Below are 22,645 nucleotides of genomic sequence, written 5' to 3' on the forward strand. Positions count from 1 at the left end.
TCTAGGTCATCGGCGGGGGGCAGGGCCAGTCCGGGCAGGGGGCTTTGTCAGCCCTATCGCCGGCAAGCCGGCGATAGGGTGGTGCAGGTGTGATCAGGCCTGCTGTTCGGCCAGCTTGTCGGCCAGGCGCACGAAGGCGGCGAGATCGAGCTGCTCGGGGCGCAGGCTGCCGTCGACGCCTGCGGCTTCGATGGCCTGGCTGTCGAGCAGGCCTTTGAGGGTATTGCGCAGGGTCTTGCGGCGTTGGTTGAACGCTTCGCGTACCACCTGCTCGAGCAGCTGCGGGTTCTTGGCCGGATGCGGCAGGACTTCATGGGGCACCAGGCGCACGATCGCCGAGTCCACCTTTGGCGGCGGGTTGAAGGCACCAGGGCCGACGTTGAACAGGTGCTCCACGCGGCAGTGGTACTGCACCATGATCGACAGCCGGCCCCAATCACCGCCGCCTGGCCCTGCCGCCATGCGCTCGACCACTTCCTTCTGCAGCATGAAATGCATGTCGCGGATCAGGTTGGCATGGGCCAGGAGATGGAAGATCAGTGGCGTGGAGATGTTGTAGGGCAGGTTGCCCACCACCTTCAGGCTGCGCTCTGGCACGCCCAGCTGGTTGAAGTCGAACTTCAGGGCATCGCCCTGGTGCAGGCGGAAGTTGCCGCGCCCGGCGAACTTGTGTTGCAGGATCGGCACCAAGTCCTTGTCCAACTCCACCACGTCCAGCTGGGCGCCGCTGCCCAGCAGGCCCTCGGTCAGGGCGCCTTGGCCCGGGCCGATTTCCAGCAAATGTTCGCCGGCCTTGGCGTTGATCGCCCGCAGGATGCGGTCGATGATTCCGGCGTCATGCAGGAAGTTCTGGCCGAAGCGCTTGCGCGCCCGGTGTTGGTAGTGCTCGGTCATGGTCGGTTCTCGGCCATCTGGTAGGCGGTTTCCAATGCGACGCGCAGGCTGCCGGTGTCGATCCGGCCGCTGCCGGCCAGGTCCAGGGCGGTGCCATGGTCGACCGAGGTGCGGATGATCGGCAGGCCCAGCGTCACGTTGACCGCGGCGCCGAAGCCCTTGTATTTGAGTACGGGCAGGCCTTGGTCGTGGTACATCGCCAGCACCGCGTCGCAGTGCTCCAGATATTTGGGGGTAAACAGGGTATCGGCTGGCAGCGGGCCGCGCAGGTCCATGCCTTCGGCACGCAGTCGCGCTAGTGCCGGCTCGATGATGTCGATTTCTTCGCGGCCCAGGTGGCCGCCTTCTCCGGCATGCGGGTTGAGCCCGCAGACCAGGATGCGTGGGTTGGCGATGCCGAACTTGTCGCGCATGTCCGCATGCAGGATGCGGGTGACACGTTCCAGGCGTTCGCCAGTAATGGCGTCGGCGACATCGCGCAGGGGCAGGTGGGTGGTCACCAGTGCCACGCGCAGCCCGTGGGTGGCCAGCATCATCACCACTTGCGCAGTATGGGTTAGGTCGGCGAGGAACTCGGTGTGCCCGGAGAAGGCAATGCCGCTCTCGTTGATCACGCCCTTATGCACGGGGGCGGTGATCATTCCGCCGAACTGCCCGTCAAGGCAGCCCTGGCCGGCCCGGGTGAGTGTTTCCAGGACGAAGGCGGCATTGGCTTTGTCCAGCTGTCCGGCCACCACCGGCTTGGCCAGCGGCGTGTCCCAGACGTACAGGCTGCCGGCTGGGGCAGGCTGGTTCGGGAAACTGCCGGGGGTTACGGGCAGCAGGGTGACGGCCAGCCCCAGTTGCGCGGCCCGCTCGACGAGCAGGTCACGACTGGTGATGGCGATCAGGGGGTGGGGCTGGACCTCGGCGGCGAGCAGCAGGCACAGGTCGGGACCGATGCCGGCTGGCTCGCCGGGGGTGACGGCGAAGCGCAGGGGTTTCACTGGGCGACCTGGTCGGCGCCAGGCAGCTTGATTTCAACGTAGGCTTCGTCGCGGATCTGGCGCAGCCAGTTCTGCAGCTCTTCGTCGTACTTGCGGTTGCGCAGGACGTTCATGGCCTGCTGCTCGCGAGCCTGTTCGGTGCTGTCGGTGGCGCGGCGGCCCAGCACTTCCAGCACATGCCAGCCGTACTGAGTCTTGAACGGCTTGGTCACCACGCCTTGCTCGGCGTTGGCCATCTGCTCGCGGAACTCAGGTACCAGGCTGTTCGGGTCGACCCAGTTAAGGTCGCCGCCGTTGAGCGCAGAACCCGGATCCTCCGAGAAGCTCTTCGCCAGATCGGCGAAGTTTTCACCGTTTTGGATCCGGTCGTACAGGCGCTCGGCCAATTGCTCGGTGGCTGCTTCACTGCGGATTTCGCTCGGCTTGATCAGGATGTGGCGCACATGCACTTCGTCGCGCAGGATGCTCTGGCTGCCGCCACGTTTCTCTTCAAGCTTGAGGATGATGAAGCCATTGGGGATGCGGATCGGCTGGGTGATGTCGCCGACCGCCATGCTGCTGAGCATCTTGGCGAAGTCTGGTGGCAGCTGGCCTGCCTGGCGCCAGCCCATCTCACCGCCTTCCAGGGCGTTTTCACTGCGAGAGCGGGCGATGGCCATCTGGCCGAAGTCCGCGCCTTGCTTGAGCTGTTGGTAGACGTCGCCTACCTGGCGCGCGGCGGCCTGGATGGCCTCCGAGTTGGCGCCTTCTGGGGTCGGGATGAGGATGTTGGCCAGGCGGTACTCTTCCGACATCTGCATCTTGCCCAGGTCCGAGTTGAGGAAGTTCTTCACTTCCTGCTCGGAGACCTGGATACGCTCGGCCACACGGCGCTGACGTACGCGACTGATGACCATCTCGCGCTTGATCTGCTCGCGGGCATCGTCGTACGACAGGCCGTCATGGGCCAGGGCGGCGCGGAACTGTTCCAGCGACATGCCATTGCGCTGGGCAATGGTGGCGACGGCCTGGTTCAGCTCTTCGTCGGTGATGCGGATGCCCGAGCGCTCGCCGATCTGCAGTTGCAGGTTTTCGACGATCAGGCGCTCCAGCACTTGCTGTTCCAGCGCGTCGGTGGGCGGCACACCGCCGCCACGCTTGGCGATGGTCTGCTGCACTTCGCGAACGCGCTGGTTCAGCTGGCTCTGCATGACCACGTCGTTGTCGACGGTGGCCACGATACGGTCGATGGGTTGTACCGCGGCATGCACCGCGCCACTCAGCATTGCGGCGCCCAGCATCAGCGGGCGCAGACGATCAATAAGCTTGCTCTTCACGGGTACGGTAACCTTGAATGCCTTGGTCCAGGAACGATTCGACCTTGTTGCCGACTACACCACCGAGCCCTTTGAGCACGATCTGCAGGAAGATACCGTGGTCGCCTTTCTCGTTTTGCGGGACGGCCTGGCTGAAGTCGTCGTAGTCGATCCAGTAGCGGTTGATCAGGCGCAGCTTCCAGCAGCAGTTGTCGTACTCGAAGCCGCCCATCGCTTCCAGGGTGCGATTACGGTTGTAGTCATGCTGCCAACGAGCGATGACGCTCCACTGCGGCACGATCGGCCAGATGACCGAGAAGTCGTGTTGCTGGATCTTGTAGTAATCCTTGATGTAGTTCGGATCGCCCGGAGTGCCATAGTCACCACCACCGACTTTCCAGAGACCGGTCGCCGAGTCGTAGGTGATCAGGTCGTTGCGGTAGCGGTAGCCGAGGTTGACGACCTTGTTCGGGTTGTCTTCAGGCTGGTAGTGGAACATCGCGCTGCCCGAGCGGGTGCTGCGGCTGTCCGGATCCCAGTTGAAGTCCGAGTTGAAGCGCCAATCGCGGTTGAAGGCGTATTCGTACTCCAGCGCGTATGGCGAGACGTCCGACTGGCTGTCCTTGCGGGTGCGATAGTCGATACCTGGCAGCTGGGCCTTGCGATCCTTGAAGTAGAGCGCCTGGCCGATGCTGAAACGCTGACGTTGGAAGCCATTGTCCTCGATCCAGCGGTTGGTCACGCCCAGCGACAACTTGTTCTCGTCACCGATGCGATCGGTTCCGCTGAAACGGTTGTCGCGGAACAGCGAGGCATAGTTGAAGGTGTTCTCGCCAGTGTCGAACAGCGGGATATCCTTCTGATCCTTGTACGGAACATAGAGGTAGAACAGGCGCGGTTCGAGAGTCTGGCGGTAGTTGGTACCGAACAGCTGGGTGTTGCGGTCGAAGTACAGGCCGCTGTCAACGCTGAAAATCGGGATGTCGCGGTTAAGCGAGCTGCTGTAGCTGCCGTAGGCCGGGTTTGTCGATTGTGCTATCGCCTGGGCCTTGCCCTGACTGTCCAGATCCAGATCGTAATTGGTATAGACATACTTCAGCTTGGGCGTGATGAAGCCATAGCTGGCTTGCATTGGCAGGCTAATCGCCGGGGCAAGATTGAGGCGGGTACCGTTGGCGCGAGCGATACCGGAAACGTTCTCGTCCAGGCGACGGCCAGGAATACCGCCTGCGGAAGTGTCCGGGTTGCCGTCCTTGTCCAGTACGAAATCGTTTTTCAGATCACGGTCGAAGCGAACAGCCTCGGATTCGTAGCTCAGGTCGAAGCCGCCCGGGTGGAACGGCAGCATGCCATTGAAGGTGACCTGCGGTAGCTTGTCGTAGGGTGTGATCTGCGAGATGGTTGCCATTTCGTAGGCGTGCAGGTTCAAGCGCGCAGTGTAACTATCGCCTCGATAGGTGAGCGCACCTTGCTGATTCACGAGGTCGCGTTTCTCGACTCCGATCTGGTCAGACTCCAGGTCCTGGAAATAGAACGGGTCACTGATATCGGTGTAGTCCACCTCGGTCATCAGGCGATCGTCCAGGCCACCCTTGTGCTGCCAGTTGACCATCCAGCGATCTTTCTTGTAGTCCGTCTGCCGTTCGCGGTCGTCGTCCTTGTCGTTCAGGAAACCACCACCGAACTGCCCTTCGCTGGACTTGGTCAGATAACGGAACTCACCTTCCATCAGCAGGCCGCGCTTGGCCATGTAGCGCGGGTACAACGTGGCATCGTAGTTCGGTGCCAGGTTGAAGTAGTACGGCGTGACCAGCATGAAGCCGGTGTCGCTGGTGGAGCTGAACGACGGTGGCAGGAAGCCGGACTGGCGACGGTCGTCGATCGGGAAGTAGATGTACGGTGTGTAGAACACCGGGAAATCCTTGACCCGCAGCGTCACGTTGGTCGCGGTACCGAAGCCGGTGGCCGGGTTCAGGGTGATGTTGTTGCCCTTGAGCTGCCACGCGTTGCTGCCCGGCTCACAGGTGGTATAGGTACCGTCCTTGAGGCGGATGATGGCGTTTTCCGCACGTTTGGCGTACAGCGCGTTGCCGCGGATGTGCGACTTGTGCATCACGTATTCGGCGTTGTCGACCCGGGCCTCGCCGGTATCGAGCTGGATCTGCGCCTCGTCGCCAACCACCAGCGAGCCATTGTCGCGGATCTTGACGTTGCCCTTGAGCTCGCCGCGGTTCTCGGCCTGGTACAGGTTGGCCTCGTCGGCCTCGGCCTGCATGCTGCCCTGGCGCATGACCACGTCACCGGCGAGGGTGGCGATCTGCTGCTCCTGCTGGTACTTGGAGACCTTGGCGTTGATGTAGGTCGGCGACTCGTCCTTGGGCGTGGAGTCGTTCATGCCCGGGCGGGTCGGCTCGATGTAGGCGCCGCCGCAGTACGGTCCGGTCTCGGCCAGTTGCGCGGCGGTGAGCTTCTCGCGCGGAACCCAGTCCAGATGGCTGTAGTCTTCGCTGCGCGACTTCAGGCCGCGGCCCTTGGCCTCGGTGACCAGCATCGGCTTTTCGGCCTCGGTCGCGGCGACTTCGCCCGGTGCCTCGGCACCCGAGCTGGCAGCGGCGGCACCCGGGTGTACCGGGCGCGGAGGCAGGTTGGCTGCGGTCTTGGGCTTGCAGTCCCAGCCACCGGAAGCGGACACTTGGCAGTCGAACTGCTCGGCGGCCACCACGTACGACGTGGCCAGGGGTTGCAGGGCCAGCAAACCGCCAGTCACCAGCAACGGAAACTTTCTACGAAACGCGGGGGATTTCAATGCCATCTTATTAGTCCGGGCTTCCTGCGTGCCATCTGCCCGCGTGTGGGGGCCGCACGCCTCTCGATGGTCTGAAAAAGATGCTGGATAATAAAGCATGACCCGCTTGACGGCTAGGGCCGTCGGAGAACCCTTGTAATGCCCGATCACGATGTACGCCTGCAACAACTGACCGCCTGGCTTGCCGGGCAGCTGGAGAACCTCTTCCGTGCCAATGCCTGGGGCGATGTGCCCGCCGGCAGCCTGACCGCCGCCAGCAGCGATGCGAGTTTCCGCCGCTACTTCCGCTGGGAGGGCGCCGGGCACAGCTTCGTGATCATGGATGCGCCGCCGCCACAGGAAAACTGCCGCCCGTTCGTCGACATCGATCATCTGCTGGCCAAGGCGGGTGTGAACGTGCCGGTCATCCATGCCCAGGATCTGGAGCGCGGTTTCCTGTTACTGGGGGACCTGGGTCGTCAGACCTACCTGGACATCATCGATCAGGACAACGCCGACGCCCTGTTCGCCGACGCCATCGATGCGCTGCTGGCGCTCCAGCGTTTGCCGATGGACGCGCCACTGCCCAGCTACGATATCGCCCTGCTGCGCCGTGAGGTCGAACTGTTCCCCGAGTGGTATGTGGGCCGCGAACTTGGCCTGAGCTTCAGCGACGCGCAGCAGGCCACCTGGCAGCGGGTCAGCCAGCTGCTGATCGACAGTGCCCTGGCCCAGCCCAAGGTGCTGGTACACCGCGACTACATGCCGCGCAACCTGATGCACAGTGCGCCAAATCCAGGCGTGCTGGATTTCCAGGATGCGGTCTATGGCCCGGTCACCTACGACATCACCTGCCTGTTCAAGGACGCCTTCCTCAGTTGGCCCCAGGCCCGCGTCGAAGGCTGGCTACGGGACTACTGGCACAAGGCGCAGGCCGTCGGGATTCCGGTACAGGCTGACTTCGAAGCCTTCCAGCGTGCCAGCGACCTGATGGGAGTGCAGCGCCACCTCAAGGTGATCGGCATCTTCGCGCGCATCTGCCACCGCGACGGCAAGCCACGCTACCTGGCCGACGTGCCGCGTTTCTTTGCCTATATAGATGAGGTGATCAGCCGCCGGCCTGAGCTGTCCGAGCTGGGCCAACTGATTGCCGAACTCCAGGCCGGGGCGCGTTCATGAAGGCGATGATCCTGGCGGCAGGCAAGGGTGAGCGCATGCGCCCGCTGACCCTGCACACGCCCAAGCCGCTGGTGCGAGCCGCCGGCAAGCCGTTGATCGAGTACCACCTCGAGGCGCTGGCCCGTGCCGGTATTGGCGAGGTGGTCATCAACCATGCGTGGCTCGGTCAGCAGATCGAGGATCACCTGGGCGATGGCAGCCGCTTTGGCCTGGCGATCAGCTATTCGCCGGAAGGCGAGCCGCTGGAGACCGGTGGCGGGATCCTCAAGGCGCTGCCGTTGCTGGGTGATGCGCCGTTCATCCTGGTCAATGGCGATGTCTGGACCGACTATGACTTCGCCGGCCTGAATGCGCCGTTGCACGGCCTGGCGCATCTGGTGCTGGTGGACAACCCCGGCCACCACGGCCGTGGCGACTTCCGCCTGGCGGACGGGCAGGTGAGCGATGGCGATGACGCCCCGGGAACGCTGACTTTCAGTGGTATCTCTGTGCTGGACCCGGCGCTGTTTGCAGGTTGCCAGCCCGGCGCATTCAAACTGGCCCCCCTGTTGCGCAGTGCCATGGCCGAAGGGCGGGTCAGCGGCGAGCACTATGCCGGACACTGGATCGATGTCGGCACCCTCGAGCGTCTGGCTGACGTCGAGCGTCTGATCGGGGAGCGTGCCTGATATGTGGTGGCCGAGCACAGTGATTGGTGCCGGTGCCGGTTTCGCCGTGGCCAGCATCCCCGGTGCGTTGCTGGGGGCGCTGCTGGGCCAGGCCATGGATCGGCGCCTGCGGCTGCAGGGTTGGGAAGACGTGCGCGAGCGCCTGGGCGGGCGCCCGGCACTGCGTGACGAAGAGTTGCTGTTCGTGTTGCTTGGCCGCTTGGCCAAGAGTGATGGCCGGGTTGTCGAGGGTCACATCCAGCAGGCGCGACAAGAGATGTCCCGTCTGGACCTGGCGGAACCTGCTCGGATGCGAGCGATTGCCGCGTTCAACCGCGGGAAGTCGGGCAAGGAGCGCCTTGGGCACTACCTGCGCCGTATCAGGGTGCAGCCCCACGGCGCCGAAGGCACCTTGCGCGCCTGTTGGCGCATGGTCTGGGCCGACGGCAAGGCCGGGCGGCAGGAACGCGACCTGTTGCTGGGCTGGGGCCAGCAGCTGGGGCTCAGTCGCAACCAGGTGCAGGCCTTGTCGCTGGAGTATGAGCCGCGCCGGTCGTCGATCGAGGGCGGTGTCATGACCTATGCGGCGGCGCTGAGATTGCTGGGGGTGGAGCCGGACACCGAGGCCGACAAGGTCAAACAGGCCTATCGGCGCCTGCTCAGCCGGCATCATCCAGACAAACTGGTGGGAAGTGGCGCCAGCGAAGCGAAGGTGCGCGAGGCAACCGAGCTAACCCGCGAGCTGCATCAGGCTTATGCCATGATCCGCAAGCGCAGGGGCTTGTAACGCCATTGCGGGCAGGGCCGCGCCTGCCGGGGTAGGCAGGCGCGGTCATTTTTACTCTGCCTTTGGCGTCAGCCAGCCGCGCACCCGACGCAACAGTTGTTCCTGCTCCGCTGCCTTGTTGCCAGGCACGGCCATCAGCGAAAGCTGTCGGTACAGGCTGCTCTTCTGCCGCTTGCTGGCCTGCAGGCGCTGCTGGGCCGCGAGCCGATCGGCTGTGCGGGTGGCGTAGTAGAGGTCGGCGGTCGGCACCTTCAGGGTCGGTGTCAGACTCAGCAGGTCATGCTCGACCCGCGCCGGTGTCTGCGCGGCGACCATCACCAGTTTCTGCACCTGGGGCGGTTGCTTTTCGCTGAGATAACGCGCGGCCCAGTACGCGCCACTGCCGCTGCCCAGCAACACGATGCTGCGCGCCTTCTGCTGCTGGGCATAGGCCACGGCGGCGTCGAGGCGGGCGAAGATACGCTCGGCATCCTCCTCGCTGGTGTGCTCGTCGGCTTCGACCGCGTCGGTGTTCTCGGCGGCATCTGTTTCCGGTGCGGTCGCCTGGGCAACGTTGGCGTTGGCATCGGCAGGCGTGTCCTTGGCCGGAGCCGACTCGCCGCCCTCTTTTTTCGGTTCGACTGCTGGCTTGGCCGCGACCCGCGCCTGTGGGCGCTCGGCCAGCAGGTCGGGCATGCTCAGGCTCAAGGTGCTCCAGCCTGCATCGGGGAAGCCACGGCGCAGCGGGCCAACGGTGGTGGGCCAGTCGGCGCTTTCGCCCGCGCCAGGGACAATGATCACAGCACCTTGCGGATCGCTGTCGTTGGCCGGCTTCCACAGCGCCAGGAAGTTTTCACCATTGGCTTGCAAAGTCTGCTGTTCGGCCTTGGGTACCTGGCGCTCGAGGGCCAGGGCATCGTCCTGGCTGCGCTCGAGTAGCGGTGGGCGCGGGGCGGGAGTGGGAGCGGCCGCCTCGGCGGGCGCTTGGGGTTTCTCGGTGTCGTCGGCTTGGGCCGCGAACGGCAGGGCCGAAGCCAGGCAGAACATTGCCAGCGTCGTGCGATAAAGTGTGAACATCGATCAATCCAAGGCCAGAATCATACCGGCAGCCTAATGGTATTTGCCCGCGACGGCCACGCCAGGTGGCCGTCATTGCCAAGACGAGCGTAGAGATGAAGCGAGTGCGTTGCCTGTGGGTTATCGGCTGGTTGTGCCTACCCTTGATCGCTCTGGCCAAGCCCCAAGCGCCGCCCGCCGTGGTGCTGGATCCAGCCCAGCAGCAATGGCTGGACGAACACCGCGGCTTGCGCGTCGGCCTGGTACTGCAGGCGCCCTATGCCCAGTTCGACCGCCGCCTGCAGCAATTCTACGGGGCGAACGTCGAGCTGGTCGGCGCCTTGTCCCAGGCGTTGGGCCTGGATCTGACCTGGCGCGGCTTTGCCGACCAGGCCGCCCTTGAACATGCCTTGCAGGCGGGCGAGATCGATTTCGCCCCAGGCCTTACGCAAACACCTGCCAGCCTGCGGCTGTGGTTGTTCAGTGACCCTTACATGCGCGTACCGCAATTGGTGGTGGGTATGCGCAGCGGTGCGGTGGCAGTTGAGCTGGAGAAGCTGACCACCAGCGAGCGCCTGGCCGTGCGCATGCCCAGTGCCTTGGCGGATTACCTGCGTGGCAATTACGGCAACCTCAACGTGCAGGGTGTGCCCAACGAGCGGGAGGCCCTGCAACTGGTGCTGGGTGGGCAGGCCAGCTTCGCCGTGCTGGACGAGGCGCAGCTCAGCCGGCTGTCCCGCGAGGGCGAGTTCGCCGACCTGGCGGTGGTGGGCGACATCGGTTTGCCACAGTTGCTGCGGGTCGGTTCGCGGCGCGATTGGCCGGTGCTGGCCGATATTCTCGAGCGTGCCTTGCAGGCCCTGCCGGCCAAGACCCTGGAGCAGATGCACCAGCGCTGGTTGCAGCCCAAGTATCCACGGTTCTCCGAGTCCGCCGGATTCTGGCAGAACCTGGCCTTACTGTTCGGCCTGCTGCTGCTGTGTGCCCTGGCGACCCTGACCTGGCAGCGCCGTCAGCAGCGTGGCTTGGAGCGGGGGTTGCTGGCGGCCCGCGAGAGTCTGGTCGAGCGCCAGGTGCGTGAGGAGGCTTTGCGCCTGAGTCAGTTTTCTATCGACCAGAGCACGGTGGGCATCCTCTGGGTCAACTGGGACAGCCATGTGCGCTACGCCAATCATGCCGCCGAGCGCATGCTGGGCTTTGCCGAGGGAGCGCTGTTGGAGCTGCCGCTGGTCGTTATCGAACCGAACCTGAAGATGGACCGCTGGCTGGAACTGTGGAAGCGTGCCCGTACCGGAGATGGCGGCGAGCAGCAGTTCGAAAGCCAGTGTCGGCGCGCCGACGGCAGCCTGTTCCCGGTCGAGTTGTCGCTGTCGTTCCTGCGTTTTCGCGATGCCGAGTACCTGGTGGTGTTTCTCGCCGATGTCACCGAGCGCAGGCGCGACCTGGCCGCGCTGCGCGAAAGCGAGGCGCGACTCAAGGGGATCGCTGGCAACGTGCCGGGGCTGGTGTTTCGCCTGGAGCGCGATCCGGCCGAAGGCGACCCGGAGTTTCCCTACATCAGCGAAGGCAGCGAGGCGCTGGTCGGCTACACCCCGGCGGCGATCCAGCACCCGCAGATGGGGCTGCGCAACCTGGTCCACCCGGAGGATCGCGCCGACTACCATCGGGTCCAGGACCTGGCCTTGGCCAGCGATCAGGACTGGTCCTGGCAGGGGCGTATCCTCACCCGCCAGGGCGAGCAGCGCTGGGCCGACATCAAGGCGACCACTCGCCGCCTGGCCGATGGGCGCATGGTGTGGGACGGCGTGGTCTGGGACATCACCCAAGGCAAGCAGGCCGAGCTGGCGCTGGCCGGGTCCCAGGAGCAATTGCGCGAGTTGTCGGCGCACCTGGAAAGCGTGCGCGAAGAGGAGAAGGCGCGGATTGCCCGCGAAGTCCACGACGAATTGGGGCAGATGCTCACGGTGCTCAAGCTTGAGGTGTCGATGTGCGAGCTGGCGTTCGCCGAGCTGGATCCCGCCCTCAACGAGCGCCTGGCGAGCATGAAGCGTCTGATCGCCCAGTTGTTCCAGCTGGTTCGCGACGTGGCAACAGCCCTGCGCCCGCCGATCCTCGACGCCGGCATCGCCTCGGCCATCGAGTGGCAGGCGCGGCGTTTCGAGGCGCGCACACAGATCCCCTGCCTGGTGCAGGTACCGGACAATCTGCCACCCTTGAGCGATGCCAAGGCCATCGGCCTGTTCCGTATCTTGCAGGAGGCGCTGACCAACGTCATGCGCCATGCCCAGGCGCACACGGTGCAGATCGAACTGGTTCACGAGGCCGGGCAGTTGCGCATGACCGTGATCGACGACGGCGTGGGGTTTGCCATGGAGGCGGCACGGCCGACTTCGTTCGGCCTGGTGGGTGTGCGTGAGCGGGTGCTGATGCACGGTGGCAGTATGAGCCTGGACAGCGAGCCGGGCGAGGGCACCAGCCTGAGCGTGGCGATTCCTTTGAAGCAGGAGAAACAATCGTGATTCGAGTGCTGGTGGCGGAAGACCACACCATCGTCCGGGAAGGCATCAAGCAATTGATCGGCCTGGCCAAGGATATGCAGGTGGCGGGCGAAGCGGGCAATGGCGAGCAGTTGCTGGAGGCCCTGCGCCACACGCCGTGCGAGGTGGTGCTGCTGGATATCTCCATGCCTGGGGTGAATGGCCTGGAGGCGATCCCGCGGATCCGCGCGCTGAACAACCCGCCGGCGATCCTGATGCTGTCGATGCATGACGAGGCGCAGATGGCTGCGCGGGCGCTCAAGGCCGGTGCGGCGGGCTATGCGACCAAGGACAGCGACCCGGCGCTGTTGCTCACGGCCATCCGCCGGGTGGCGGGGGGAGGGCGCTACATCGACCCGGCCCTGGCCGACCGCATGGTGTTCGAAGTGGGCCTGACCGAAACCCGGCCGCTGCACACGCTGCTGTCGGAGCGCGAATTCTCGGTGTTCGAGCGCCTGGCCCAGGGTGCCAACGTCAACGACATCGCCCTTCAGCTGGCGCTGTCGAGCAAGACCATCAGCACTCATAAGGCGCGACTGATGCAGAAGCTCAAGGTCAACTCGCTGGCGGAGCTGGTGAAGTACGCCATGGAGCACAAGCTGGTGTGAATGTTCTGGTTACGACAGGTAATCCATAACTGGGACCGCCGCTGCCACGATCCCATGCGTCATAGTTGTCTGGGAGCGTCACCCTTGTAGGGCGATCCCTACAACAAGTCTTCCATCCGGATGATGGCATTCTCTCAGCGCCCCCGATTTCCGGGGCTTTGCGCTTCTTCTACGCTTTTGCCTACGCAGTCATTCCAACAAGAAGGTGCAGGGCATGAGCGAGGCGAATTCGAACGAGACGCTGGTCAGCTTCCGAGGTGTGCAGAAGAGCTACGACGGCGAATCGCTGATCGTCAAGGACCTCAACCTGGACATCCGCAAGGGCGAGTTCCTGACCCTGCTCGGCCCTTCCGGTTCGGGCAAGACCACCAGCCTGATGATGCTGGCCGGCTTCGAGACCCCCACCGCCGGCGAGATCCAGCTGGCCGGGCGCTCGATCAACAATGTGCCGCCGCACAAGCGCGACATCGGCATGGTGTTCCAGAACTACGCACTATTCCCGCATATGACCGTGGCCGAGAACCTGGCCTTCCCGCTGACCGTGCGCAACCTCAGCAAGACCGACGTCAGCGAACGGGTCAAGCGCGTGCTCGGCATGGTCCAGCTCGATGCCTTCGCCAAGCGTTATCCCGGCCAGCTTTCCGGTGGCCAGCAGCAACGGGTGGCACTGGCCCGCGCCCTGGTGTTCGAGCCACAGCTGGTGCTGATGGACGAACCGCTCGGCGCCCTCGACAAGCAACTGCGCGAACATATGCAGATGGAGATCAAGCATATCCACCAGCGCCTGGGCGTGACCGTGGTCTACGTGACCCACGACCAGGGCGAGGCGCTGACCATGTCCGACCGGGTGGCGGTGTTCCACCAGGGCGAGATCCAGCAGATCGCCGACCCGCGCACCCTTTACGAAGAACCTTGCAATACCTTCGTCGCCAACTTCATCGGTGAGAACAACCGTATCAACGGCACCCTGCTGGCCAGTGACGGTAATCGTTGCCAGGTGCAACTGGCCCGTGGCGAGCGGGTCGATGCGCTGGCGGTCAACGTCGGCCAGGCCGGTGACCCGGTGACCCTGTCGATCCGCCCCGAGCGGGTACGCCTGAACGGCCACAGCGAGAACTGCGTCAACCGCTTCTCCGGTCGTGTCGCCGAGTTCATCTACCTCGGCGATCACGTGCGGGTGCGCCTGGAGGTCTGTGGCAAGGCCGATTTCTTCGTCAAGCAGCCAATCGCCGAGCTCGACCCGGCCCTGGCTGTGGGCGACGTGGTACCGCTGGGCTGGGAGGTGGAGCACGCCCGCGCGCTCGATCCGATTGCCGACGCCCATTGAAGGTTTGCTTCACCAACCCTGAACTGTGGAGAGAATAATAATGCGCAAGCAGTTGAAACTGACCGCCCTGGCCCTTGGCTTGGTCGCCGCCGGCCAGGCCATGGCCGCCGACCTGACCGTGATTTCCTTTGGTGGCGCGAACAAGGCGGCCCAGGTCAAGGCGTTTTACGAGCCATGGGAGAAGGCGGGCAAGGGCAAGATCGTCGCCGGGGAGTACAACGGCGAGATGGCCAAGGTCAAAGCCATGGTCGATACCAAGAGCGTCAGCTGGAACCTGGTCGAGGTGGAGTCGCCGGAGTTGGCCCGGGGTTGCGATGAAGGCATGTTCGAAGAGCTCGATCCCGCACTGTTCGGTGATGAAGGCGACTACGTGCCCGGCGCCATTCAGCCGTGCGGCGTGGGCTTCTTCGTCTGGTCCACGGTGCTGGCCTACAACGCCGACAAACTCAAGAGCGCGCCTGCCAGCTGGGCCGACTTCTGGGACACCAAGAAATTCCCGGGCAAGCGCGGCCTGCGCAAGGGCGCCAAGTACACCCTCGAATTCGCCCTGATGGCTGACGGCGTCGCACCCAAAGAGGTGTACAAGGTGCTGGCGACCAAGGAAGGCCAGGACCGCGCCTTCAAGAAACTCGATGAACTCAAGCCGAGCATCCAGTGGTGGGAAGCCGGTGCCCAGCCGCCGCAGTACCTGGCCTCGGGTGACGTGGTCATGAGCTCGGCCTACAACGGTCGTATCGCCGCGGTGCAGAAGGAAAGCAACCTCAAGGTGGTGTGGAACGGCGGCATCTACGACTTCGATGCCTGGGCCATCCCGAAAGGCGCCAAGGATGTGGAAGAGGCGAAGAAATTCATTGCCTACACCGTCCAGCCCGAGCAGCAGAAGACCTACTCCGAGAACATCGCCTACGGCCCGGCCAACTCCAAGGCCGTCCCGCTGCTGGCCGATGCGGTGAAGAAGGACATGCCGACCACTCCTGAGAACATCGCCAATCAGGTGCAGATCGACGTGGCCTTCTGGGCCGACAACAGCGAACAGCTGGAGCAACGCTTCAACGCCTGGGCGGCTAAGAAGTAAACCATCTGGAGCCTTCATCGCCGGCAAGCCGGCTCCCATAAAACCTGTGCAGTACTTGTGGGAGCCGGCTTGCCGGCGATGGGCTGCGCAGCAGCCCCAATTTCAGCCTGTATCGCGGAGTTCGCCATGGCCACTGCAGTGCCCCTCAACGAAGGCGCGGGTAAAAGCCTCAAACAGCGCCTCAAGCATGCCGAGCGGGTCAACCGCTGGAAGGCCCAGGCGTTGATAGCGCCGCTGGCGCTGTTTCTCCTGCTGGTGTTCCTGGTGCCGATCGCGGCGCTGCTGTACAAGAGCGTCGGCAACCCCGAGGTGGTCGCCGGCCTGCCGCGCACCGTCGAGGCGGTGGCGCAGTGGGACGGCAAGAGCCTGCCCGGCGAGGAGGTCTACAAGGCCCTGAGCCAGGACCTGGCCGAGTCGCGCAAGAACCAGACCCTGGGCGACCTTTCCAAACGCCTGAACATGGAGCTGGCCGGCTACCGCAGCCTGCTGGCCAAGACTGCGCGGGCGCTGCCGTTCAAGGCCGAGCCTGCCTCCTATAAAGAAGCCTTGCAAACGCTGGACGAGCGCTGGGGCGATCCAGCCTACTGGCAAGCGATCCGTCGCAATACCAGCACGATCACCTCTTTCTACCTGCTGGCTTCTGTCGATCACCGTATCGACGACCTTGGCGAACTGGCCAAGGCCACGCCGGACCAGGCCATCTACCTCGATATCTTTGCCCGCACCTTGTGGATGGGCGTGGTGATCACCGCCATCTGCCTGGTGCTGGCCTACCCGCTGGCCTACTTGCTGGCCAACCTGCCGACCCGTCAGAGCAACCTGCTGATGATCCTGGTGCTGCTGCCGTTCTGGACCTCCATCCTGGTGCGGGTGGCGGCCTGGATCGTGCTGTTGCAGTCAGGCGGGCTGATCAACAGTGCATTGATGGCCATGGGCATCATCGATCAGCCGCTGGAGCTGGTGTTCAACCGTACCGGCGTGTACATCTCCATGGTGCATATCCTGTTGCCGTTCATGATCCTGCCGCTGTACAGCGTGATGAAGGGGATCTCGCCCAGCTACATGCGCGCGGCAATCTCCCTCGGCTGCCATCCGTTCGCCAGTTTCTGGCGGGTGTACTTCCCGCAGACCTACGCCGGTGTCGGCGCCGGCTGCCTGCTGGTGTTCATCCTGGCCATCGGCTACTACATCACTCCGGCGCTGCTGGGCAGCCCGAACGACCAGATGGTCAGCTACTTCGTCGCCTTCTACACCAACACCAGCATCAACTGGGGCATGGCCACCGCCCTGGGCGGGCTGTTGCTGCTGGCCACCGTGCTGCTGTACCTGATCTATAGCTGGCTGGTCGGCGCCAGCCGCCTGCGCCTGAGCTGAGGAGCCTTGTCATGCTGAGCCCTTACATGTCGCCCGTGGAGCGGGTGTGGTTCTACAGCCTGCGCATCCTGTGCGGCCTGATCCTGCTGTTCCTGGTGTTGCCGGTGCTGGTGATCATCCCGCTGTCGTTCAACAGCGGGAGCTTCCTGGTGTACCCGCTGCAAGGTTTCTCGCTGCACTGGTACCAGGACTTCTTCGCCTCCGCCGAATGGATGCGCGCCTTGAAGAACAGCATCATCGTCGCCCCGGCGGCCACGCTGCTGGCCATGGTGTTCGGCACCCTGGCGGCCATCGGCCTGACCCGAGGCGACTTCCCCGGCAAGTCGCTGGTGATGGCGCTGGTGATCTCGCCGATGGTGGTGCCGGTGGTGATCATCGGCGTGGCCAGCTACCTGTTCTTCGCGCCGTTGGGCATGGGTAACAGTTTTACCTCGCTGATCCTGGTGCATGCGGTGCTGGGTGTGCCGTTCGTGATCATCACCGTTTCGGCCACGCTGCAGGGGTTCAACTACAACCTGGTGCGTGCGGCGGCCAGCCTCGGCGCCTCGCCATTGCTGGCCTTCCGTCGGGTGACCCTGCCGCTGATCGCCCCTGGGGTGATCTCCGGGGCGCTGTTCGCCTTCGCCACGTCGTTCGATGAGGTGGTGGTGACCCTGTTCCTCGCCGGGCCCGAGCAGGCGACCCTGCCACGGCAGATGTTCAGCGGCATCCGCGAGAACCTGAGCCCGACCATCGCGGCGGCGGCTACGCTGCTGATCGCGTTCTCGGTAGTGCTGCTGCTGACGCTGGAGTGGTTGCGTGGGCGTAGCGAGAAGTTGCGGACCCAGCAGCCGGCCTGAGGGCTCAATCGCGGGCAAGCCGGCGATGAGGGTGGCGCAGGCGTCTGACGATGCTGGGCGCTGGCGCACACCCTTGATACCAATCAGCCCTGTTGGTCTTCCCTGAGTTACAATGCGCGCCACCGTGATTCTGCCCAACAGGTGCGCCATGCAGCCCTACGCTATTGCCCCCTCCATTCTGTCCGCCGATTTCGCCCGCCTGGGCGAGGACGTCGACAAGGTCCTGGCCGCCGGGGCCGACATCGTCCACTTCGATGTCATGGACAACCACTACGTGCCCAACCTGACCATCGGCCCGATGGTCTGCAGCGCCCTGCGCAAGTACGGGGTGACGGCACCCATCGACGTACACCTGATGGTCAGCCCGGTCGATCGCATCATCGGTGACTTCATCGAGGCCGGCGCCACCTACATCACCTTCCACCCGGAAGCCTCGCAGCACATCGACCGTTCGCTGCAACTTATCAAGGACGGCGGCTGCAAGGCCGGCCTGGTGTTCAACCCGGCTACCAGCCTGGATGCGCTGAAGTACGTGATGGACAAGATCGACATGGTCCTGCTGATGAGCGTCAACCCGGGCTTCGGCGGCCAGAAGTTCATCCCCGGCACCCTCGACAAGCTGCGCGAAGCCCGTGCCCTGATCGACGCCAGCGGTCGTGACATCCGCCTGGAGATCGACGGTGGCGTGAACGTCAACAACATCCGCGAGATCACCGCCGCCGGTGCTGATACCTTCGTCGCCGGCTCGGCGATCTTCAATGCCCCGGACTACAAGGAAGTCATCGACAAGATGCGTGCCGAAATGGCGCTGGCACGCGCATGAGCGGCTTCGAGCAGCTGTTCCCGGGGACACTGCCCAGGCTGGTGATGTTCGATCTGGATGGCACCCTGATCGATTCGGTACCCGACCTGGCCGCAGCCGTCGACCGCACGCTGCTCGAACTCGGGCGACCGCCTGCAGGCCTGGAGGCCGTGCGTCACTGGGTGGGTAACGGCGCCCAGGTGCTGGTGCGCCGGGCCCTGGCCGGTGGTATCGACCACGCCGCAGTGGATGACGAACTGGCCGAGCGCGCGCTGGCGCTGTTCATGGAGGCCTATGCCGACAACCATGAACTCACCGTGGTCTACCCCGGCGTGCGCGACACCCTGCGCTGGTTGCGCAAGCAGGGTGTGGAAATGGCGCTGATCACCAACAAGCCCGAACGCTTCGTTGCCCCCTTGCTCGACCAGATGAAGATTGGGCGCTATTTCCGCTGGATCATCGGTGGCGACACCCTGCCACAGAAGAAACCTGACCCTGCGGCGCTGCTGTTTGTCATGAAAATGGCCGGCGTCAGCGCCGAGCAGGCGCTGTTCGTCGGCGACTCGCGCAGCGACGTGCTGGCCGCCAAGGCCGCGGGGGTGCAGTGCGTCGGCCTGAGCTACGGCTACAACCATGGCCGCCCCATCGACGAGGAGTCGCCCAGCCTGGTGCTCAGCGACCTGCGCCTGCTGTTGCCCGGTTGCTTAGTCACCGACACTGGGATAACGTTGGCGGACCTTCAAGCCCCGCAAAGCAGAGACAACGACGTGGTGGTTACTGGCAAATTCTGGATGAAAGTCATCAAGGCCCTGGCCCGCTGGCGCTGGCGCGCCTGACTCCCGCCCGCCGGCGCCTGCCGGTACATCCGTTTGCCCGCCCCCATTGCTGCTTGCCCCCGAGGCTACACATGACCCGCGAAGAATTCCTGCGCCTGGCCGCTGCCGGCTACAACCGCATTCCCCTGGCCTGCGAAACCCTGGCCGACTTCGACACGCCGCTGTCGATCTACCTGAAACTGGCTGACCAGCCCAACTCCTACCTGCTCGAGTCCGTGCAAGGTGGCGAGAAATGGGGCCGCTACTCGATGATCGGCCTGCCGTCGCGCACCGTCATGCGTGTGCATGGCTACCATGTGAGCATCCTGCAGGATGGCGTCGAGGTGGAAAGCCACGACGTCGAAGACCCGCTGGCTTTCGTCGAGGCGTTCAAGGACCGTTACAAGGTCGCCGACATCCCAGGCTTGCCGCGCTTCAATGGTGGCCTGGTCGGTTACTTCGGCTACGACTGCGTGCGCTACGTGGAAAAACGCCTGGGTGCCAGCCCGAACCCCGATCCGCTGGGCGTGCCGGATATCCTGCTGATGGTCTCCGATGCCGTGGTGGTGTTCGACAACCTGGCCGGCAAGATGCATGCGATCGTGCTGGTCGATCCGGCCGAAGAGCAGGCGTTCGAGCAGGGCCAGGCCCGCTTGCAAGGTTTGCTGGACACCCTGCGCCAGCCGATCACCCCGCGCCGTGGCCTGGATTTAAGCGGGCCACAGGCAGCCGAACCCGAGTTTCGCTCCAGCTACACCCGTGACGACTACGAAAGCGCGGTGGGCCGGATCAAGGAATACATCCTGGCCGGGGACTGCATGCAGGTGGTGCCATCCCAGCGCATGTCCATCGACTTCAAGGCCGCGCCCATCGACCTTTACCGGGCGCTGCGTTGCTTCAACCCGACGCCGTACATGTACTTCTTCAATTTCGGCGACTTCCATGTGGTCGGCAGCTCGCCCGAGGTGCTGGTGCGGGTGGAAGACAACCTGGTGACCGTGCGCCCGATCGCCGGCACCCGTCCGCGTGGGGCGACCGAGGAAGCCGACCGTGCGCTGGAAGACGACCTGCTGTCGGACGACAAGGAGATCGCCGAGCACCTGATGCTGATCGACCTCGGTCGCAACGACGTGGGCCGTGTATCGTCCACCGGCAGTGTGCGCCTGACCGAGAAGATGGTGATCGAGCGCTACTCCAACGTCATGCACATCGTCTCCAACGTCACCGGCCAACTGCGTGAGGGCCTGACCGCCATGGACGCACTGCGAGCGATCCTGCCGGCCGGCACCCTGTCGGGCGCGCCGAAGATCCGCGCGATGGAAATCATCGACGAGCTCGAGCCGGTCAAGCGTGGTGTCTACGGTGGCGCGGTGGGCTACTTTGCCTGGAACGGCAACATGGATACCGCCATCGCCATCCGCACCGCGGTGATCAAGGACGGCGAACTGCATGTGCAGGCCGGTGGCGGCATTGTCGCCGACTCGGTGCCGGCGCTGGAGTGGGAAGAGACCATCAACAAGCGCCGGGCGATGTTCCGTGCGGTGGCGCTGGCCGAGCAGACCTGCTCCAAGTAGGTTGATCGGGGTCGCAACGCGGCCCGGCGCCCACAGGGATCGCATCTGCCTTGAGCCAGATGCAGTATCTGTGGGAGCCGGCTTGCCGGCGATGGGCCGCAAAGCGGCCCCTGCCACTCAGAAGTCTAGACTCAACGCCACACTCACCCCCTGCTGGCGCACCTCATCACTCTTGCGCCAGTTGTAGTTCCCCCGCAGGTTCACCCCCGGCACCAGTTCATGGGTCAGCCCCAGGCTGGCCCGTGTCAGATTGCTGTGCGGCGTATAACCGGTGAGCGTGAAGTCGTTCGCCGGCAGGCTGGTCAGGTGCATGCGCAAGTCTTGCTGGTCATCCTCGAACTCATGCTCGCGGGCCACCTCGGCAAACAGCTTTGTCGTCGGCAGCACTTGCACGCTACCCAGCAGGCCCGCTCCGAGCCGGCGCGACGTACGTTCCTGATCATCGAAACCGAGCGCCGTGGAGCGGCCGCTCTTCTCGTCGTAGCCATCGACCTTGACCCGCGCATAGTCGGCACTGATGAACGGCGCCAATTGCCAGTGGCTGCTCTCGGGCGCCAGGTTGTAGCCCACCCGGCCGGTGACGGCCCAGGCCTCGCCATCGGTGTCGCCTTTCTCGCTGCGGTCGTTCACACCCAGGGCGAAGGTGCGCTTGAGGTCGCGGTAATCCAGGTGACCGGCGGTCAATGCCGCATCAGCCCACCAGCGATCCTGGCGGAACTGAGCGAAGGCGCTGGCCAGGTAGCTGTCGAGCTTGTAGTCCGAATCATCCTGGCCCGCCTCGAGCTTTTGCCGGTACACGCCGGCTGCCAGCCCCACGCGCCAGGCGTCGTCGAGCCGGTAGCTGCCGCCGAGGGTCAGGTTATAGCCGCGCCCGTCACCGCTGGCGGCGCTGCGCTGGCTGCCGAAGTCCAGGTCCTGGCCGCCGGTGGCGACGAAGGCCTGCCATTGACCGACGGCCTGCCAGGGTGTCTGCCACTGGTTGCGCAGTTCATCCTGGTGGGCGCGGATACTGGCGTGGGCGATTTCCGGGAGCAGGGTCAGCTCCCACGGCGCGGCCAGGATCGAATAGGCATAGTCGGCGATCAGCTGTTGGCCGGCGATGGTCGGGTGTACCGAGTCGTTGAACAGCAGCCTGGTCGGATCCGGTGTCGTACCGCTCATGCCGTAGATCGGGTTGCCCACGCAGCCGTCGCCGCTGTAACAGGTGCCGACCAGGTTCTGGTCGGCGGCCAGGCCGAACTGGGCGGGGCTGGTGAGGGCCTCTTGCAACAGGGTGGGAATGTTGAGCGGAATGATCTCGGCGTCGATCTGCCCGAGCTGGCTAACCAGCGACTGGTTGAACACGCTGGACAGTTGCGACAGCGGCCCTTGCTGGGGCGTGCCGCTGAAATTCGGTGTCTGGCCCAGGTTTGGCAGCAGCCAGACCATGATGTAGCGCGCCCCGCCCTGTTGCAGCGCCTGGGCGCTGGCCGCCAGGCGGGCACCTGCTGCGGCTGCGGTCGCGGGGCTGTTGACCAGGCCCTGGAGGAAGTCGTTGCCGCCACCGGTCAGGTAGTACAGGGCATTGGGGTCGGCGCGCAGGCCGTTGGCCAGGTAGCCGTCACGCTCGCGCAGGACCACCCCCGCGCCAGGGCGCCCGGGCGGGATGACCGCTTTCGAGGTGTCGGTGATCGAGTCGAGGATCTGTTGGGTGGTGTAGCCGCCCACGGCCCAGTTGTTGCCATCGGGCGTGCCTTGCAACTGGTTGGTGAGTGATGTCGATGGTCCCAGGGCAGTTTCCGAAAAGCCCAGCCTGCCCCCCAGGATCATCGGCGAGACGGGCGCGTAGTTGCCATCGGCATCGCGGTTGGTGAAACGCATGCCTGGCGTGCCGCCGGTCAGGTCGGGAAACTGCCCGGCATCACTGAGGCTGTCGCCGAAGACGATGAGCGATGAATAAGGGGAGGGTCCGGCCATCGCCTGGCTGCAAGCAAAGGCGAGGATGCCGAGGGCGGAGTACAGGAAGGGCGTCTTGCGCATGCATGAATTTCCTTTTCGTTGTTTTTATTGAAGCAAGCCGCATGACCTTAGCAAATCGCCGCTCTTC

18 protein-coding genes are annotated in these 22,645 nt (G+C 64.5%); 12 read left to right on the top strand and 6 right to left on the bottom strand.

The genetic code is table 11. The annotated features are described in order from the left end of the window. Nucleotides 1-93 precede the first annotated feature (93 nt). The 4 genes from rsmA to KSS90_RS02190 are packed head-to-tail and all read right to left on the bottom strand — an operon-like array spanning nucleotide 94 to nucleotide 5,987. Nucleotides 94-894, bottom strand: coding sequence for a 16S rRNA (adenine(1518)-N(6)/adenine(1519)-N(6))-dimethyltransferase RsmA (gene rsmA, locus KSS90_RS02175; protein ID WP_217868063.1), 801 nt, complete (start codon nucleotides 892-894; stop codon nucleotides 94-96). After that, complete coding sequence (pdxA, locus tag KSS90_RS02180) at nucleotides 891-1,880, bottom strand: 4-hydroxythreonine-4-phosphate dehydrogenase PdxA (protein ID WP_217868064.1); 990 nt, start codon at nucleotides 1,878-1,880, stop codon at nucleotides 891-893. Before pdxA ends, rsmA begins: the two co-directional genes overlap by 4 nt. Continuing rightward, a complete protein-coding gene (locus tag KSS90_RS02185; protein WP_217868065.1) occupies nucleotides 1,877-3,196 on the bottom strand; it encodes a peptidylprolyl isomerase in 1,320 nt (439 codons plus the stop codon). Before KSS90_RS02185 ends, pdxA begins: the two co-directional genes overlap by 4 nt. Continuing rightward, the gene (locus KSS90_RS02190; RefSeq protein WP_217868066.1) at nucleotides 3,177-5,987 is read right to left on the bottom strand and encodes an LPS-assembly protein LptD; all 2,811 of its coding nucleotides are present in this window, start codon (nucleotides 5,985-5,987) and stop codon (nucleotides 3,177-3,179) included. The genes KSS90_RS02185 and KSS90_RS02190 overlap by 20 nt, the downstream gene beginning before the upstream one ends. Nucleotides 5,988-6,119: 132 nt before the next feature. Between KSS90_RS02190 and KSS90_RS02195 the strand changes: the two genes are divergently transcribed. The 3 genes from KSS90_RS02195 to KSS90_RS02205 are packed head-to-tail and all read left to right on the top strand — an operon-like array spanning nucleotide 6,120 to nucleotide 8,573. Continuing rightward, nucleotides 6,120-7,139, top strand: coding sequence for an aminoglycoside phosphotransferase family protein (locus tag KSS90_RS02195; RefSeq protein WP_217868067.1), 1,020 nt, complete (start codon nucleotides 6,120-6,122; stop codon nucleotides 7,137-7,139). After that, the gene (gene murU / locus KSS90_RS02200) at nucleotides 7,136-7,807 is read left to right on the top strand and encodes an N-acetylmuramate alpha-1-phosphate uridylyltransferase MurU (RefSeq protein ID WP_217868068.1); all 672 of its coding nucleotides are present in this window, start codon (nucleotides 7,136-7,138) and stop codon (nucleotides 7,805-7,807) included. The genes KSS90_RS02195 and murU overlap by 4 nt, the downstream gene beginning before the upstream one ends. Before the next feature lies 1 nt (nucleotide 7,808). Next, nucleotides 7,809-8,573, top strand: a complete 765-nt coding sequence (locus KSS90_RS02205; protein ID WP_217868069.1) for a TerB family tellurite resistance protein — start codon at nucleotides 7,809-7,811, stop codon at nucleotides 8,571-8,573. A 51-nt stretch (nucleotides 8,574-8,624) separates the two neighbouring features. Here the strand turns inward: KSS90_RS02205 and KSS90_RS02210 are convergent, their stop codons facing one another. Then, a complete protein-coding gene (locus tag KSS90_RS02210) occupies nucleotides 8,625-9,629 on the bottom strand; it encodes an alpha/beta hydrolase family protein (protein WP_217868070.1) in 1,005 nt (334 codons plus the stop codon). A gap of 95 nt (nucleotides 9,630-9,724) precedes the next feature. Between KSS90_RS02210 and KSS90_RS02215 the strand changes: the two genes are divergently transcribed. The 9 genes from KSS90_RS02215 to trpE all read left to right on the top strand — a co-directional run bounded on the left by KSS90_RS02215 (nucleotide 9,725) and on the right by trpE (nucleotide 20,559). Then, nucleotides 9,725-12,127, top strand: coding sequence for a PAS domain-containing sensor histidine kinase (locus tag KSS90_RS02215; protein ID WP_217868071.1), 2,403 nt, complete (start codon nucleotides 9,725-9,727; stop codon nucleotides 12,125-12,127). Then, nucleotides 12,121-12,753 (top strand): response regulator, encoded by a 633-nt coding sequence (locus KSS90_RS02220; protein WP_217869719.1) that lies wholly within the window; start codon nucleotides 12,121-12,123, stop codon nucleotides 12,751-12,753. Before KSS90_RS02215 ends, KSS90_RS02220 begins: the two co-directional genes overlap by 7 nt. Before the next feature lie 214 nt (nucleotides 12,754-12,967). Next, nucleotides 12,968-14,080: an ABC transporter ATP-binding protein gene (locus KSS90_RS02225; RefSeq protein WP_139668073.1), complete on the top strand. Its 1,113-nt coding sequence runs from the start codon at nucleotides 12,968-12,970 to the stop codon at nucleotides 14,078-14,080. Between the two features lie 40 nt (nucleotides 14,081-14,120). Continuing rightward, nucleotides 14,121-15,155 carry an ABC transporter substrate-binding protein gene (locus KSS90_RS02230; protein WP_217868072.1) on the top strand — a complete coding sequence of 345 codons (1,035 nt, stop codon included), beginning with the start codon at nucleotides 14,121-14,123 and terminating at the stop codon, nucleotides 15,153-15,155. Nucleotides 15,156-15,281: 126 nt separating this feature from the next. Continuing rightward, nucleotides 15,282-16,529, top strand: a complete 1,248-nt coding sequence (locus KSS90_RS02235) for an ABC transporter permease (protein ID WP_217868073.1) — start codon at nucleotides 15,282-15,284, stop codon at nucleotides 16,527-16,529. Between the two features lie 11 nt (nucleotides 16,530-16,540). Further along, a complete protein-coding gene (locus KSS90_RS02240) occupies nucleotides 16,541-17,368 on the top strand; it encodes an ABC transporter permease (protein ID WP_217868074.1) in 828 nt (275 codons plus the stop codon). Between the two features lie 148 nt (nucleotides 17,369-17,516). After that, on the top strand, nucleotides 17,517-18,191 hold the full coding sequence (gene rpe, locus KSS90_RS02245; RefSeq protein ID WP_031315131.1) for a ribulose-phosphate 3-epimerase: 675 nt from the start codon (nucleotides 17,517-17,519) through the stop codon (nucleotides 18,189-18,191). Continuing rightward, nucleotides 18,188-19,006, top strand: coding sequence for a phosphoglycolate phosphatase (locus KSS90_RS02250; RefSeq protein ID WP_023630656.1), 819 nt, complete (start codon nucleotides 18,188-18,190; stop codon nucleotides 19,004-19,006). Before rpe ends, KSS90_RS02250 begins: the two co-directional genes overlap by 4 nt. 71 nt (nucleotides 19,007-19,077) lie before the next feature. Further along, a complete protein-coding gene (gene trpE / locus KSS90_RS02255; protein WP_217868075.1) occupies nucleotides 19,078-20,559 on the top strand; it encodes an anthranilate synthase component I in 1,482 nt (493 codons plus the stop codon). 117 nt (nucleotides 20,560-20,676) lie between these two features. On the opposite strand, the gene estP is transcribed toward trpE, so the two are convergent. Beyond that, entirely contained in the window at nucleotides 20,677-22,578 is a 1,902-nt protein-coding gene (gene estP, locus KSS90_RS02260) for an esterase EstP (RefSeq protein WP_217868076.1), read from the bottom strand. Between the last annotated feature and the right edge of the window lie 67 nt (nucleotides 22,579-22,645).

Source organism: Pseudomonas maumuensis (assembly GCF_019139675.1).
Taxonomy (GTDB): Bacteria; Pseudomonadota; Gammaproteobacteria; order Pseudomonadales; family Pseudomonadaceae; genus Aquipseudomonas; species Aquipseudomonas maumuensis.